This is a genomic window from Kribbella sp. NPDC048928, from assembly GCF_043197975.1.
Classification (GTDB): Bacteria; Actinomycetota; Actinomycetes; order Propionibacteriales; family Kribbellaceae; genus Kribbella.
Window position 1 is genome coordinate 115,570 of sequence record NZ_JBICUC010000002.1, and the last position, 13,685, is coordinate 129,254.

Annotated in this window: 15 protein-coding genes; 6 read left to right on the forward strand and 9 right to left on the reverse strand. The window is 68.5% G+C overall.

What is annotated here, in order from left to right; all coding sequences use genetic code 11:
• The first annotated feature begins 432 nt into the window (after window positions 1–432).
• The 5 genes from ACGFI6_RS07340 to ACGFI6_RS07360 are packed head-to-tail and all read left to right on the forward strand — an operon-like array spanning window position 433 to window position 6,047.
• Window positions 433–1,863 (forward strand): extracellular solute-binding protein, encoded by a 1,431-nt coding sequence (locus ACGFI6_RS07340; protein ID WP_393115928.1) that lies wholly within the window; start codon window positions 433–435, stop codon window positions 1,861–1,863.
• On the forward strand, window positions 1,863–2,807 hold the full coding sequence (locus ACGFI6_RS07345; RefSeq protein ID WP_393115930.1) for a carbohydrate ABC transporter permease: 945 nt from the start codon (window positions 1,863–1,865) through the stop codon (window positions 2,805–2,807). Before ACGFI6_RS07340 ends, ACGFI6_RS07345 begins: the two co-directional genes overlap by 1 nt.
• Window positions 2,804–3,625, forward strand: coding sequence for a carbohydrate ABC transporter permease (locus ACGFI6_RS07350; RefSeq protein WP_393115932.1), 822 nt, complete (start codon window positions 2,804–2,806; stop codon window positions 3,623–3,625). Before ACGFI6_RS07345 ends, ACGFI6_RS07350 begins: the two co-directional genes overlap by 4 nt.
• Window positions 3,625–4,740 (forward strand): ABC transporter ATP-binding protein, encoded by a 1,116-nt coding sequence (locus tag ACGFI6_RS07355; protein ID WP_393115934.1) that lies wholly within the window; start codon window positions 3,625–3,627, stop codon window positions 4,738–4,740. The genes ACGFI6_RS07350 and ACGFI6_RS07355 overlap by 1 nt, the downstream gene beginning before the upstream one ends.
• 59 nt (window positions 4,741–4,799) lie before the next feature.
• Window positions 4,800–6,047, forward strand: a complete 1,248-nt coding sequence (locus ACGFI6_RS07360; RefSeq protein WP_393115936.1) for a CehA/McbA family metallohydrolase — start codon at window positions 4,800–4,802, stop codon at window positions 6,045–6,047.
• A gap of 204 nt (window positions 6,048–6,251) precedes the next feature.
• On the opposite strand, the gene ACGFI6_RS07365 is transcribed toward ACGFI6_RS07360, so the two are convergent.
• Entirely contained in the window at window positions 6,252–6,401 is a 150-nt protein-coding gene (locus ACGFI6_RS07365) for a hypothetical protein (protein WP_393115938.1), read from the reverse strand.
• Window positions 6,402–6,855: 454 nt separating this feature from the next.
• Here ACGFI6_RS07365 and ACGFI6_RS07370 point away from each other — a divergent pair, with 454 nt between their 5' ends.
• Window positions 6,856–7,389 (forward strand): AAA family ATPase, encoded by a 534-nt coding sequence (locus tag ACGFI6_RS07370; protein ID WP_393115940.1) that lies wholly within the window; start codon window positions 6,856–6,858, stop codon window positions 7,387–7,389.
• A 107-nt stretch (window positions 7,390–7,496) separates the two neighbouring features.
• Here the strand turns inward: ACGFI6_RS07370 and ACGFI6_RS07375 are convergent, their stop codons facing one another.
• The 8 genes from ACGFI6_RS07375 to ssd form a co-directional block, all read right to left on the reverse strand.
• Complete coding sequence (locus ACGFI6_RS07375) at window positions 7,497–8,117, reverse strand: response regulator (RefSeq protein ID WP_393115942.1); 621 nt, start codon at window positions 8,115–8,117, stop codon at window positions 7,497–7,499.
• Between the two features lie 187 nt (window positions 8,118–8,304).
• The gene (locus ACGFI6_RS07380; RefSeq protein ID WP_393115944.1) at window positions 8,305–8,667 is read right to left on the reverse strand and encodes an Rv3654c family TadE-like protein; all 363 of its coding nucleotides are present in this window, start codon (window positions 8,665–8,667) and stop codon (window positions 8,305–8,307) included.
• The gene (locus ACGFI6_RS07385) at window positions 8,664–9,110 is read right to left on the reverse strand and encodes a TadE family type IV pilus minor pilin (protein ID WP_393115946.1); all 447 of its coding nucleotides are present in this window, start codon (window positions 9,108–9,110) and stop codon (window positions 8,664–8,666) included. Before ACGFI6_RS07385 ends, ACGFI6_RS07380 begins: the two co-directional genes overlap by 4 nt.
• Window positions 9,111–9,191: 81 nt before the next feature.
• Entirely contained in the window at window positions 9,192–9,503 is a 312-nt protein-coding gene (locus tag ACGFI6_RS07390) for a DUF4244 domain-containing protein (RefSeq protein WP_393115947.1), read from the reverse strand.
• Between the two features lie 77 nt (window positions 9,504–9,580).
• The gene (locus ACGFI6_RS07395; RefSeq protein WP_393115948.1) at window positions 9,581–10,297 is read right to left on the reverse strand and encodes a type II secretion system F family protein; all 717 of its coding nucleotides are present in this window, start codon (window positions 10,295–10,297) and stop codon (window positions 9,581–9,583) included.
• A 55-nt stretch (window positions 10,298–10,352) separates the two neighbouring features.
• Window positions 10,353–11,240, reverse strand: coding sequence for a type II secretion system F family protein (locus tag ACGFI6_RS07400; RefSeq protein ID WP_393115950.1), 888 nt, complete (start codon window positions 11,238–11,240; stop codon window positions 10,353–10,355).
• Window positions 11,237–12,400 carry a TadA family conjugal transfer-associated ATPase gene (locus ACGFI6_RS07405; protein ID WP_393115952.1) on the reverse strand — a complete coding sequence of 388 codons (1,164 nt, stop codon included), beginning with the start codon at window positions 12,398–12,400 and terminating at the stop codon, window positions 11,237–11,239. The genes ACGFI6_RS07400 and ACGFI6_RS07405 overlap by 4 nt, the downstream gene beginning before the upstream one ends.
• 44 nt (window positions 12,401–12,444) lie before the next feature.
• On the reverse strand, window positions 12,445–13,614 hold the full coding sequence (gene ssd, locus ACGFI6_RS07410; protein WP_393115954.1) for a septum site-determining protein Ssd: 1,170 nt from the start codon (window positions 13,612–13,614) through the stop codon (window positions 12,445–12,447).
• Window positions 13,615–13,685: the final 71 nt, after the last annotated feature.

The window sequence follows — 13,685 nt, forward strand, 5'->3', positions numbered from 1 at the left end:
AGCCAGGCGGTGCTCGGGGATGAGTACCGGATTGCCCGCTGCTTGCGCGTCAGCGGGTGGCCGGGTTCGTCACCGCGCGGCCGGCTGGTCACCACCAGCACCAGCAATGCCCGAGCAGGTCGTCGACAAGGCAAGCGACTCCGTGGAGCAGTCTCACGTCATTCACCTCCGATCCGTTCGAACCGATCGGCATGACAGTAGCTCCACTGATCACCGTCTGTATCTAGTCAACTACCTGTTGCCACAGAACCTTGAGTGACCTTTAACTGTTTCGCAATGCGTCCCGCGGGATCCCGGCTTGACAGTCCGCGGTTGGTTGCCTACAGCACCTGACAACGTTCTCCCGAGCGTTGGGTAAAAGTCTTCACAAAGTCGCGGATGAGTGCCAATGTTTGACCGCACTCTCGCTGGACCACTCTGCTAGGAGCCCTGATGCGATCTCTCTCGCGGTTGACCACCGCCGGCGTCCTCGGCGCCGCGACCCTTGCGCTGCTGACCGGATGCCTCGGCTCGTCCGGCTCCGGGAGCAGCGACGCGCCGGACGCGAACCGGAACGCCGAGGCCAAGCAGGTCACGCTGACCATCGGCGCGAACTCGGTCAAGGGCGGCAAGAGCAGCGCCGGCGCGACCTTCACCGAGGACGTTCTGATCCCGAAGTTCGTCGCCGAGCAGAAGGGCAAGGGCGTCGACGTCACCGTCAAGTTCCAGGGCGACGGCTCCGACGACGAGGTCTACAAGCAGAAGCTGTCCCTCGACCTGTCGAACAAGGCCGGACCGGACCTGTTCAGCATCGACGGCATCTGGGTCGGCGAGTTCGCCCAGGCGAACTACATCAAGCCGCTCACCGACACCGTCGGCGACGCCGCCAAGGTGAACGACTGGGACGGCTGGAAACAGATCCCGGAGTCGGTCCAGGCGCTCGGCAGCTACAACGGCCAGCGATACGGCGTACCGGGTGGCACCGACGGCCGGGTGCTGTACTTCAACAAGAAGCTGTTCCAGCAGGCCGGGCTGCCCGCGGACTGGCAGCCGAAGTCCTGGGACGACATCATCTCCGCAGGTCAGGCGCTGAAGAAGATCGCCGGGGTGACGCCGATCCAGATCAACGCCGGCACCGCGATGGGCGAGGCGACCACCATGCAGGGCGTACTGCCGCTGCTGGTCGGCACCGGCGCCGCCGTGAACACCGACGGCAAGTGGCTCGGCAACACGCCGCAACTGCGGCAGATGCTCGACTTCTACCACCAGATCTACTCGACCGGCCTCGGCGACCCGGTGCTGCAGCGTGAGGCCAAGGGCCGGGACAAGTCGTTCGCCGAGTTCGCCGCGAACAAGATCGGCATCCTGCTGGAGAGCGACTACTTCTGGCGCAGCGTCGTCGAGCCCAAGGAAGGCGTCGCGAAGATGGCCGACCGGGACTCGGCGGTCGGCTGGGCGCTGATCCCGGCCAGCAAGCCGGGCGGTGGCGTGAAGGGCCAGGACTTCGTCTCGATGTCCGGTGGCGGCGCGACCGTGATCAACCCGAACACCAAGTTCCCGCAGCAGGCGTGGGAGTTGCTGCAGTTCATGAACTCCCAGGAGATGGTCAAGGAGTCGCTGGCCGGCGCGGCCAAGATCACGCAGCGGTCCGACGTCAACAGTGAAGTACTGAAGAGTGATCCGATGCTGACGTTCATCGCCGACAAGGTGCTGCCGATCACGCAGTTCCGTCCGGGCCTCGCGGAGTACCCGAAGGTCTCGGCTGCGCTGCAGCAGGCGACCGCGGACGTGGTCGGTGGCAAGAGCACCGACGCCGCCGCGACGGCGTACGAGAAGGCGGTCGAGGCCGCGGCCGGCGGCAAGGACAAGGTCACCAGCAACTGATGACGTCTGCTTCCGCACCTCCGGTGCCCGCCGAACCGGCGCCGGGACGTGGATCGGCCGGCTCCCGAGGACCCGCGAGCGATGTCGCGGGCCTCGGCGTCGGCCGGGCTCTGGGCTTCCTGGCGCCCGCGCTGCTGCTGATCGGCGCGTTCCTGATCTTCCCGGCCGTCTGGACCATCTACATCGGCATCACGAACTACCGGCTGACCGGCGTCGAAGCCGTGTCGCCGTCCATGGTCGGGCTGTCGAACTACACCCGCGCCCTGAACGACGCCCTGTTCCACAACGCGTTGTGGCTGACGCTGCTGTTCGTACTCGGGTCGGCCATCATCGGGCAGAACATCCTCGGCTTCACACTGGCCTGGGTACTGCGGCGCGCCCGCCCGGCGGTCCGGCGCACGGTCGAGGCGCTCACGCTGCTCGCGTGGATCCTGCCGTCGACAGTGGTCGCGTACCTGTGGGTCGCGTTCTACGATCGCGACGGCGGGACTTTGAACGGTCTGCTGGGCACACCCGGAACGGCGTGGCTGATCGACTACCCGATGGCTTGTCTCGTGGTGTTCAACACGTGGCGCGGTACGGCGTTCTCGATGATGCTCTACTCGTCGGCGCTGCAGGCCGTTCCGCCGTCGCAGCTCGAGTCGGCGCGGATGGTCGGGGCGTCCGGCTGGCAGACGCTGCGGGACGTGGTGTTCCCGCACATCCGCGGGCACGTGCTGACGAACACGCTGCTGATCTCGCTGTGGACGGCGAACGACTTCTCGCCGTTCCTGCTCACCAAGGGCGGGCCGAACCACGAGTCCGAGACCGTACCGGTCTACATCTACAACGTGGCGCTGCAGGGCGGTGAGCTCGGGTACTCGTCGGCGATCTCGTTCCTGCTGCTGATCGCGAACCTGCTCGTCTCCTTGGTCTATCTGCGGCTGCTACGGAGGCGCTCATGACTGGGGCATATGTCGTGCGCCGGATCGGCTTCTACGTGCTGATCTGTGCGATCACGCTGTTCTTCGCCGTACCGATGCTGTGGATCGCGTCGGCACCGTTCGACTCCTCCCCCGGTCTGGGCGTGCACTGGCCGGACTGGACGCTGGACAACTTCCGGAAGACCTTCGCGCATCCCTATGCGATGCACTCGATGGTCAACTCGCTGCTGATCTGCATCACCACCGCACTGGCGGTGACTGCCTTCGCGGCGCTCGCCTCGTACGCGCTGTCGCGGGTACGGATCCCGGGGCGGGACGCGTTGCTGTACGGGTTGCTGCTGCTGTCGTCGGTGGTCACCGGTACGGCGGCGATGGTGCCGATCTTCGTGATGATGTTCCAGCTCGGGCTGATCGACTCGCGGTTCGGCGTCGCGCTGGTGATGACCGGCGGACTGTTGCCGGCGGCGATCTTCATCCTGAAGGACTTCGTCGACGCGGTCCCGAAGTCGTACGAGGAGTCGGCGCGGGTCTTCGGCGCGTCCACGCTGCAGATCCTGCGTGACGTCGTACTCCCGGTCGCCCGTCCCGGCCTGGCCACCATCATGGTCTGGGCGTTCGTGAACTCCTGGGGCAACTTCCTGGTGCCCTTCCTGCTCATCCGGTCGATCGACAAACAGCCCGGTGCGGTGCTGATGCAGACCCTCACCGACGAAGGCGGCAGCGTGAACCTGCAGGTGCTGCCGGTCTTCTCGCTGCTGTTCTCGATCCCGGTCGTCGTGCTGTACCTGCTGGTGAACTCGCGTTACGGGTTCCGCTTCCATGGAGGGATCAAGAGCTGATGGCGGGCATCGACATCGAAGGCCTCGCAACCGTCTACCCGAACGGCGTCCGCGCCGTCGACGGGCTGGACCTGCACGTGGCCGACGGCGAGTTCTTCGCTCTCCTCGGCCCGTCCGGTTGCGGCAAGACCACACTGCTGCGAACGATCGCCGGGCTGGAGGCGGCGACCGAAGGCACGGTCCGCATCGACGCCGCGGACGTCACCCGCACCGAGCCGGGCAAGCGGGGCGTCGCGATGGTGTTCCAGGACTACGCGCTCTTCCCACACATGAGCGTCGCCGAGAACATCACCTACCCGTTGAAGGTACGGCGGGTTGCTGCGGCCACGCGCGCTTCAGTTGCGTCTCGTACCGCGGGCGAACTGTCTTTGGACGGACTTCTCGAACGAAAGCCGGCCCAGCTGTCCGGCGGCCAGCAGCAGCGGGTCGCCTTGGCGCGCGCGATCGCCTCCGAAGGCAAGGTCCTGCTGCTCGACGAGCCGCTGTCGAACCTCGACGCCCGTCTGCGGCTCGAGGCGCGTACGTTCCTGAAGAAGCTGCAGCGGGACCTGGGGATCACCACCGTCTTCGTCACCCACGACCAGGCCGAGGCGCTCGCCCTCGCCGACCGGATCGCCGTGATGGAATCCGGACGGCTTCGCCAGCTCGGCTCCCCACGCGAGGTCTTCGCCCGCCCCGCCAACACCTTCGTCGCCAACTTCATCGGCTCCACGCCGATGAACCTGCTCCCCGGCAAGGTGACCGCCGCACCGGGTGGCGTGGACGACGCTGTCGGGGTGGTGTCGGTCACAGGAGGTTCGTTGCCCGCGACAACCGTCTCGACGCCGGCCGACGCCGAGGTGACCGTCGGGATCCGCCCGGAGTACCTGACCCTCACGTCCGGCGACGCCACCGGTCCCGCCCTGCGCGGCACGGTCGTCGTCGCCGAGAACCTCGGCACCCAGTCGCTGGTCACGGTCGACTGCGACGGAACCCTCGTCGGCGTCACCGTCCCCGAGGAAGACGAACCTGCTCCCGGCACCGCGGTATCCCTGACTGCGCCACGCTCGCGAGTCCTGCTCTACGACCGTGAATCCGGCGAACTCCTCACCCGCCAACCGGCCCGCGTCGGCTGACCACCGGCGTTGTCTGTTCCCGCGACCGACCGATCCCCACGCCTGGAGAACGCGAACTGATGGCAGTTACGTCGTACCGCCGCACCTGGACGCTCGACGACCGCGCCGAGTCCGTCTGGCACTCACTGCCCGTCGACATCCCGGCGGACTGCCCCGGTCTGCTCGTCACGCTGACCGTCCCACCGGCCGAAGGTGCCGTCATCGACCTCGGCTGCGAAGGTGCGGCGGGCTGGCGCGGCTGGTCCGGCGGCGCCCGCCAGACGTTCGCGATCACCCCCGACGCCGCCACCCCCGGCTACCTCCCCGGCGAACTCGAACCGGGCACCTGGTGGGTCGTCCTGGGCCTTCACCGAGTACCCGTCGAAGGCGTCGAACTCCTGGTCGAAGCGGTCACCGGCCCGGTCGACTCCATCCCCGGTCTGACCGAGTACGCCGACGCATCGGCCGCAATCGCCGTACCGCCGCGACCACCTCGCCGTACGCTGCCCGCTTCGTCAGGGCTGAAGTGGATCGCCGGCGACTTCCATGCTCATTCACTGCACTCCGACGGCTCCACTCCGATCGCCAACCTGGCCGCGCTGGGCGTCTCGGCCGGCCTCGACGTACTCGCCGTCACCGACCACAACACCGTCGCCCACCACGCCGAACTCCCGGGCGTCGGCAGTCGTTTCGGCCTCGGTCTGATCCCCGGCCAGGAAGTCACCACCGACACCGGCCATGCGAATGCGTTCGGCGAGATCGGCTTCATCGACTTCCGCCGCCCCGCCGCCACCTGGGTCTCGGAGGTCGCGCGCCGCGGCGGCCTGCTGTCGATCAACCATCCGCTCGGCGGCGACTGCTCCTGGCGCCACCCGCTCCCAGAACACCCGCCGCTCGCCGAGATCTGGCATTCGTCCTGGCTCGACCACACCTGGGGCGGACCGATCGCCTGGTGGCAGGCGTGGGGCCTCGAAGGCACCATCCCCATCGGCGGCAGCGACTGGCACAACCCGACCTCCATCACCCCGCCCGGCAGCCCCACCACCTGGATCGCCGTCGACGCCGCAGCCGAAGGCCCCGACGAACTCCCCGCAGCCACCCTCGAAGGCCTCGCCGCCGGCCGCACCGCACTCTCTTGGTCCTACACGGCACCGGTACTGGTCCGCGCCGACGACGAACTCATCGCCATCGACGCCCCAAATACCCTCGTCATCTCCCCCGACGGCACCCGCCACCCCGTCCGCACCGCAGTCGCGCGCCTCCCCGCCACCAAAGGCCCGCACCTCCTCATAACCCACACCGGCAAGCTCCTATCAGCCTGCAACTAACCACCCGCCGCCCCACTGCCCCACCCGGCGAGCGCCCGCCGCCCCGGTCGGCCGCCCGCGCCACCGCCCAGACCACCGCCCACACCACCGCCCGCCCCGGTCGACCGCCCACACCACCGCCCGCAGTGCCGCCCGGCGTGCGCCCACGGCCTGCACTCTTGGGGGCGTTGTCGTGGATGGGGTTGAGAGGTCGTTAGGGGGTGGTTACTGGGGTAGGGCGTCGAGTTGGTCGAGGAGCCAGCGGGGGCCGGTGGTGACTGCGCCGGTGGGTTCTACTCGTTGGCGGAGGCCGCGGTCTGCGGTGACGACTGTGACGGCCGGATGATGCGACTGGGCAACGACTTCCGTTGTCACGCTCACGATCGTGTCGTCCCCGGACCCCGGCGCCAGAACCACTCGCACACCACCGACCTCCGGCGCATCCGCCCCCGACACCGCCCGGCATGCGGCACCCTCCAGCACCACAACGACGTCCGTGTCAGTCAACTGCTCCTGCAAAGCAGCCAACCGGACCAGCAACCGCCGAGCCGCCCCCACGCGATCCCGCCACCACCCATCCGGCCGCGACCCAACAACATTCGCAGCATCAACGACAACCACTCGACTCCGCCCACCATCCACCACCCCAGTCTGCACGCCCCGAACACCAAACTCCCCAACATCCCCCTCCCGACCACCGTCCGCATCCCCGTCCCGACGAACCTCCGCATCCCCTTCCCGACCACCGTCTGCATCCCCGTCCCGACGAACGTCCGCATCTCCATCGCGACGAGCGTCCGCATCGCCTGGCGGTCGGTAGCATCGGGTAATGCCTGACCTGAGGTTCGACGCCGTTTTGATCAACGGAAGCGTCGGTACTGGGAAGACGACGACCGCTGAGAGGCTCGGGGACGAGTTGGAGCGGCGTGGTGTCGCTGGCGCGGTCATCGACGTCGACTGGCTGCGTCGGGCGTGGCCGGCGCCCGCTGACGATCCATTCCAGACGACACTGGCGCTGGAAAACCTGCAGACGATCGCCTCGAACTTCCGGCGCGCCGGCGCCCGCGTGCTCGTCGCGGCCACCGTCGTCGAAACCCTCGACGAACTGCAGCGCAACGCAACCGCGCTCGGATCCAACCGTCTGCTGCACGTTCGGTTGACTGCAGCGTCCGACGCAATACGGTCCCGCCTGGCGAGGCGACACGACGACGATGAGGCGGGGCTGCAATGGCACGTGCAGCGTCACCCCGTACTGGCAAGCATCCTGGACCAAGCCGGCTTCCCCGACGAGCTGATCCTCGACACGACGCACAAGGCCGTCGACGAAGTCGTGCAGGAAGTCATCGCGGCAATCGTCGGCTGAGCCGCTCCGCACCGAACCCACTCGGCACCGACACCGGTCGGCGGTGACACCGGTCGGACACGCCTCGTGGCGAGCGTCGACATGCGTCTGCCCAAGGGAGCCAGGCGCTAGTCGAGCAGCCAGCCGTTCCGGTCGGCGATCTGGACGGCGTCCGAGCGGGTCCGTGCTCCGGTCTTCCCGATCGCAGACCAGAGGCGCGTACGCACCACCCGCTCCGACACGTCGAGCTTCCGCGCCATCAGCGACACCGATCCACCGTCACGTGCGGCACGGAGTGTGTCCGTCTCGTCGTCACTCAGCGGAGTCTCCGAGTACATCAGGTTCTCCGCCGCGAGATTGGCATCGACCACCCGCAGCCCCAGGTGCACGCGTCGCACCGCATCCGCCAGCTGCGGCGCCGGACAGCCCTTCAACGCGAACCCCTTCGCGCCGGCATCGAGCCCGCGGCGCATGTGCACCGGCCTGCCGTACGTCGTGAGCATCACGACCCGGCACTCCGGCATCGACGTACGCAACCTGGTGGTGACCGTGATGCTGTCATTGCCCGGACCGGCGGCGTCGAGCAGCGCGACGTTCGCCCGGTGCCGTTTTGCGGCACCCACGACGTCGTCAGAACGGTTGAGCTCGGCAACGATCTCCAGATCGCGCTCACGCTCCAGTCCGCTGCGAAGCAAGCCTCGGCTGAGGATCTGGTCGTCGACCAGCAGCAGCCGAATCGGGTCGGGCAAGCGAGCCTCCGAGGTAACCGTTCCGGGCGCCGGGGAAGTACGTCCGGGGAAATGAGCAGTACTCGGTTCCCGATGATGGAGCGCCGCCGCGCGCGCCGTCCACATCAACGCGGCATCTCTATCAGATTGCGACCAGATCGCGACCACAGGTGCACCCGGGTCGGTGCGGATGCCTGACTCCACAACGTCACACCGGCCCGGCGCGCGCGATCGCAGTCAGTGTCGGGCGAGCCAACCGGAGGTCGAGCTCGAGCGAAACCTCCACGGTCACTGCCGTGGAAGTTACTTCGCACGCTCTCAACTGAACATGGTTGAGCGCCGCCGCCCGAGCCGCGCCGCCGCACGCGGTCACGGGGTGGGAGGCACCGAGGGATTGGGCGGCGCCGAGGGATTGGACTGCGCTGAGGGCGGTGAGGTCGGCTGCGGCGGCGAGTTTGTGGCGGGTCGTGGAGATGGCTGACCAGAGGATGGCGCCGGCAAACGTTGTGAAGAGGAGTACTGCGGCGAACAGCACGTGCAGGGTGGCGCTGCCTCGTTCGGAACGGCTCATGGGACCTCCGGCTCGGCTTGAACGGTGGCGGTTGCGGTGAGGCGTGTCGGGGTGATGAAGGTCAGGAGCGGCGCATTGTGGGCAGGCGGGCTGGACACAGTCACGTGGATGTCTGAGCCGTCGCGAGTGATGGTGATCGTGCCGGATGGGACTGTGTGTTGACCGATGGCTTTCGCTTGGTCGACGGACTCGCCGCGGGCTACTGCGCGGGCCACATCTCGGGCGGCGTCGATACAGCGGATGTTCAGTACGACGAGACCGATGGACCACATCCCCAACAGCAGAACGGAAATCAGAACCGGAAGCGCGAAGGCCATCTCCGCCGTTACAGCCCCGCGCTCCGCACGTCTCCGGCTTGTGCGGCGGTGGTGAGGTACGCGTCTTCGGGTGGGTCGGGACGACGTGAGGGCGGGTGGTGTTCTGGAGAACGGGTGAAGGGGCATTCGGCTCCTTGGAGGTGGCGGCCGGCCGGGGAGGGGGAACCAGCCGGCCGCCGGATCGAGGGTCGGGTGCGAGCCGGGCGGTTAAAGGTGGACGCCTTCTACGCCGGCGAGTTTGAGGCCGTAGTTGATGATCGCCTTGAGGGCGTTCTGCATGGCGGGTGATCTCAGGAGAGAGACCAGAACGCCGCCGATCGCGCAGGCGCCGACGATCATGATCGCGTACTCGGCGGTGATGGCTCCGAGTTGTGTTCGTGCACGTCTGCGGGTGATGCCTCTGTGACAGGCTCGGCGTACGCGCTGGAGACATTTCGCGTACAGGCGCTGGCTGAGGGCGCGGCGAGTGGTCGGGGGGAGGGTCGGAAGGTTGCTGGTGGCTGTTGCTGTCTTGGGCATCTGGCCTCCTGCGGGTACGGCGCGGTTCGGCGGTGGGCTTGGGGCTTGGTGTGGTGGTGGGTGCTTGTTTGGTGCGGTCAGGGGTGGAGGAGGTAGGGGATCAGCGAGTCGGCGATTGTGGGGACGATCGAGAGGAGGACGAAGGCGGGGAGGAAACAGAGGCCTAGCGGGAGGGTGGCTCGGGACTCGGCGGCTCGGGCTTGTTGGTCGGCGGCGTGGTGGTGGGAGCGGCGGGTTTCGTCTGCGAGGTGTTCGAGGGTTTTGGAGAGGGGGGCTCCGGAGCGGAGGGAACGGGTGATGGCTCGGGACATGGGGGCGCAGGACGATTCGGCTTGTAGGTGGGACCAAGCGGTGGTCGGGTCGGCGCCGAGGGCGAGGTGGTGGGCGATCCTGGTGAAGATGTCGGCGAGAGGGCCTGGGAGGGCTTCTGCTACGAGGGCCAGGGCGTGTTGGGGCGGGCGGCCTGCGCGGAGGCAGGCGGTCAGGAGGTCGATCGCCAGGGGGAGATCGTGGGCGATTCGGTGGTTGCGTTGTTTGGTGGCGGCCGGTTCCAGGCGTGCTGTTGCTCGGGGGATGGCGTAGTACGCGATGAGTGCTGGGATCAGGCCCCACGGGACGCCGATCAGGACGAAGGCAGACAGGGCGACGGCGGTCGCGGCCAGGCGATGGGCGCGTGGGGTGCGCGGCTTGGTGGGTGATTGGGGCCGGGTGAGGCGGCGGAGATTCGGGTGGGCGGGAAGCAGGAAATAGGTGCTGAGGGCAATGGCTGCTGCGGCGGCTACGGCGTGGGGCATGCGGAGCCTCATGAGTGGTGGACACGTACACAGGTGCAGGTGGGATCGGGGTGGGTTAGGGGTGGGGAGTGGCTAGGTGGGTGGTCCAGTGGAGGCCTAGGGCGGTCAGGGAGAGGCCTGTTGTCAGGCAGAGCCAGCCGGGTGGGGTGGTGGTGAGGAAGGTGAGGGGGTGGGCTCCTAGGGCGTAGCCGAGGGCGATGCCTGCGATGGGGAGGGTGGCGAGGATTCGAGCGGTGGAGCGGGCGCCGGCGAGGCTGGCTTCGGTTTGGCGGTGGATGGCTTCGTCTGCGCGGAGGGCGTTGGCGAGGCGTTCGGTGAGGGTGGCGAAGGCTGCGCCGGACTGTTCGGTGACGCGCCAGACAGCGGCCAGGGCGCGGAGGCTGGACGCGCCTGGGGTGTTTGCGGAACGGGTCAGGACGGCGGGGACGTCGGCGCCGAGTTTGGCGGCGGCGTGCGCAAGTGCGAAGTCGGGGCTGATCGAGGCGGCGCCTTCCAAGGCGGCGATGGGCGGGCGGCCGGCGGAGAGATCGGCGGACAGTACGTCGAGGGCCTCGATGATGGTGGCGCGGCGGGCTGCGATTTCCTTCTGCTGTTGGTGATGGGTTCGCTGGTTGGCGATGAGGGCGAGTACGACGGTGATGGCGAGGGTCGAGACCAGAGCTTGGATGCCGAAGAAGGCCGTGGATACGACGGCCGGGGGGATCAGCAGCCAGGCTCGGGTGGGGCGGCGGCCGAGATGGCGTTTCCAGCGCGGTGCGGGCTTGCCACCGACGTATGCCGAGTTTCGGCTGCTTGAGGAGGAGTTGGATGGGTCGGGATTCGTTGGTGGGTGTTCGCGTTGTGACGGTTGGGGTGTCAGGCGGTGCAGGCCGGGCGATGGGAGTGGGAGGGCGAGGGTGCAGGCCACGAGTGCAAGGAGTGCGGCGAGGACGGCTGGGGTCATGCGGCACCGGCTCTGGACGTGAAGCGCTGGGCTGAGGGGTGGAGGGTGTGCGTGTTGTCGGGGTGGAACGTCACCGCGGGGTAGGTGGTCAGCGGGCCGTCCGAGGGCTTGGTGAGAGTGTGGATCTCGGCTATGCGGCGGTGACCTGCGGGTGTTCGAGTCAGGTGGACGACGGCGTGCAAGGCAGAGGCTGCCTGGCTGTGGACGGCGGCTTGGGACAGGCCGGCCAGGGCGCCGAGAGCTTCCAGACGGGCGGGGACGTCGGAGGCTGAGTTGGCGTGGATGGTGCCGCAGCCGCCTTCGTGGCCGGTGTTCAGGGCGGTCAGGAGATCTACCACCTCGGCGCCGCGGACTTCGCCCACGACCAGCCGGTCGGGGCGCATGCGGAGGGCTTGGCGGACGAGGTCGCGGAGGGAGATCTCGCCGGCGCCTTCGACGTTGGGTGGGCGGGCCTCGAGGCGTACCACGTGGGGGTGGTTGGGGCGGAGCTCGTTGGCGTCCTCGACGAGGACGAGGCGTTCGGCGGGATTTGCCAATGAGAGCAGAGAATTGAGCAGGGTGGTCTTGCCGGTGCCGGTGCCGCCGCTGATCAGGAAGGCCAGTCGGGAGTCGAGGAGGTCGTGGAGGATCTCTGCGCCTGCGGGCGGCAAGGCACCGAGGGCGATCAGGTCGTCGAGGGTGAAGACTTTGCGGGACGGGACGCGGAGGGACAGGCAGGTGCCGGGGGCGGCGATCGGGGCGAGGACGGCGTGGAAGCGGGTGCCGTCCGAGAGGCGTACGTCGACGTACGGAGTGGAGTCGTCCAGGCGGCGGCCGGCTGCGGCGGCGAGGCGGGTGGCCAGCCGGCGGATGGCTTGTTCGTCTCCGGTGCGGATGGCGATGAACTCGAGGCCGTTGCCGCGGTCGATGTAGACCTCGTCGGGGCCGTTGACCAGGATGTCGGTGACGCCGGGCTCGGCGAGGAGGCTGTCGAGGGGTCCGGCGCCGAGGGCTTCGCGGCGGAGGGCGGTGACGACGGCGAGGACCATCGCGTCGCCGCAGATCGTGCCATCGGCACGGAGCGCTGCTGCGACGTGCACGGGTGTCGGTTCGGCGCCGGTGAGGGCGAGCGTGCCGCGGACGCGGTCGAGAAGGTCAGTGGGAACAGCAGTAGTAGTCATGCGGGCTCCGGAAATGGCGGGCCGAGATGCGCGGGGCGTCGTGATCAGGTGCGTGGGCGGGGCGTCCTGTCAGGTGGCTGGGCAGGCGTCGCGGTCAGGTGTGTGCGCGGGGCAGCGGGGTCAGATGGGTGGGCGGGGTGAGGTGGTTGCGGGGTGGTGGGGGTGAAGAGGGTGAGGATATTGGTGGCGGCTCGGGTCAGGGGGCTTCGGCGGCGGAGGGCGAAGCGGCCTTGGTCCATGGCGGTGGGGATTTGCGGGTCGATCGCGAGTTTTGTTGCTAAGGGCAACGAGAGGTGCGCGGCGATGTCGTCGGCGGCGAGGCCCGGGCGGGATTCGCGGGCGACGACGCGGAGGTCTCCGGCGACAGAGCGGAGCGGGCCGGACAGGCGTTTGGCGGCGGCCACCGAGCGGACGTCGCACGGGACGACGAGGAGCGTGGCTGTGGCGCGGATGAAGCCCTCCTCGACGGTGGGATCAGCGCGTCTCGGAAGGTCGAGGACGACCAGGTCGGCGCTGCGCTGGGCCGCGCCGATCACCGAACTCATCGTGTCCGGTGGCAGGACCGTGACGTCGGACTGGTCCCAGGACAGGACCGCGAGGCCGTCGACCGACGGCAGGGCGGAGCGGAGCGCGGCGGCGCCGACCCGGCCCGAAGCGTTCAGCAGTTTGGGCCAGCGGTCGCCGGGATCGCGTTCGAGGCCGAGGGCAAGCTCGATGCCGCCACCGAGCGGGTCGCCGTCGATGAGGGTCGTCCGGAAGCCGCGACGGTTGCCCACGACGGCGACCGCGGCGGCCAGCGTGGTCGAGCCCGCTCCCCCGCAGCCACCGACGAAGGCCAGCGTGACGGCGGTGCGCGGGGAACCGTCGAGGGCGTCGGCGAGTTTGCCGGCCAGCAAGGGCTCGTCGGCCGGCAACCGGCAGACCACGTCGGCACCGATGTCGAAGGCGGAGCGGTAGAGGTCGTCGCCGTCGGCGGCCGAACCGACCACGACGACATTCGGCCGGTGTGCGGGTTGCACGCGCGCCAGCCGCTCGGCCAGGTCGCGGCCGACCACGACCAGCGAGCCGGTGTGCCAGAAACGCCGCAGATCGACCAGGTCTGCCACGACCTGGGGCGTGACGGACGCGGCCGCCGCCAGCCGGAGGAAGTCGTCGAGGAGATCGTCGTTGGTGGTTGCCATCAGCACCGATGAGCTTGGTGAGTTCGTGTCCATGCCTAGAACATGCCGTTGTTCGGGTCGTTCCCGACACGGCATCGGATCCCTGTGGACAAAGGGCTGTCGGA

What these genes read in the sequence shown, in the direction of transcription:
- ACGFI6_RS07385 (WP_393115946.1), bottom strand. Translation starts at nt 9,110, where the DNA reads ATGCCCCTTCACCCGTTCTCCAGAACACCACCCGCCCTCACGTCGTCC.
- ACGFI6_RS07400 (WP_393115950.1), bottom strand. Translation starts at nt 11,240, where the DNA reads ATGACCCCAGCCGTCCTCGCCGCACTCCTTGCACTCGTGGCCTGCACC.
- ACGFI6_RS07340 (WP_393115928.1), top strand. Translation starts at nt 433, where the DNA reads ATGCGATCTCTCTCGCGGTTGACCACCGCCGGCGTCCTCGGCGCCGCG.
- ACGFI6_RS07350 (WP_393115932.1), top strand. Translation starts at nt 2,804, where the DNA reads ATGACTGGGGCATATGTCGTGCGCCGGATCGGCTTCTACGTGCTGATC.
- ACGFI6_RS07395 (WP_393115948.1), bottom strand. Translation starts at nt 10,297, where the DNA reads ATGCCCCACGCCGTAGCCGCCGCAGCAGCCATTGCCCTCAGCACCTAT.
- ACGFI6_RS07370 (WP_393115940.1), top strand. Translation starts at nt 6,856, where the DNA reads ATGCCTGACCTGAGGTTCGACGCCGTTTTGATCAACGGAAGCGTCGGT.
- ssd (WP_393115954.1), bottom strand. Translation starts at nt 13,614, where the DNA reads ATGGACACGAACTCACCAAGCTCATCGGTGCTGATGGCAACCACCAAC.
- ACGFI6_RS07355 (WP_393115934.1), top strand. Translation starts at nt 3,625, where the DNA reads ATGGCGGGCATCGACATCGAAGGCCTCGCAACCGTCTACCCGAACGGC.
- ACGFI6_RS07360 (WP_393115936.1), top strand. Translation starts at nt 4,800, where the DNA reads ATGGCAGTTACGTCGTACCGCCGCACCTGGACGCTCGACGACCGCGCC.
- ACGFI6_RS07380 (WP_393115944.1), bottom strand. Translation starts at nt 8,667, where the DNA reads ATGAGCCGTTCCGAACGAGGCAGCGCCACCCTGCACGTGCTGTTCGCC.
- ACGFI6_RS07345 (WP_393115930.1), top strand. Translation starts at nt 1,863, where the DNA reads ATGACGTCTGCTTCCGCACCTCCGGTGCCCGCCGAACCGGCGCCGGGA.
- ACGFI6_RS07390 (WP_393115947.1), bottom strand. Translation starts at nt 9,503, where the DNA reads ATGCCCAAGACAGCAACAGCCACCAGCAACCTTCCGACCCTCCCCCCG.
- ACGFI6_RS07405 (WP_393115952.1), bottom strand. Translation starts at nt 12,400, where the DNA reads ATGACTACTACTGCTGTTCCCACTGACCTTCTCGACCGCGTCCGCGGC.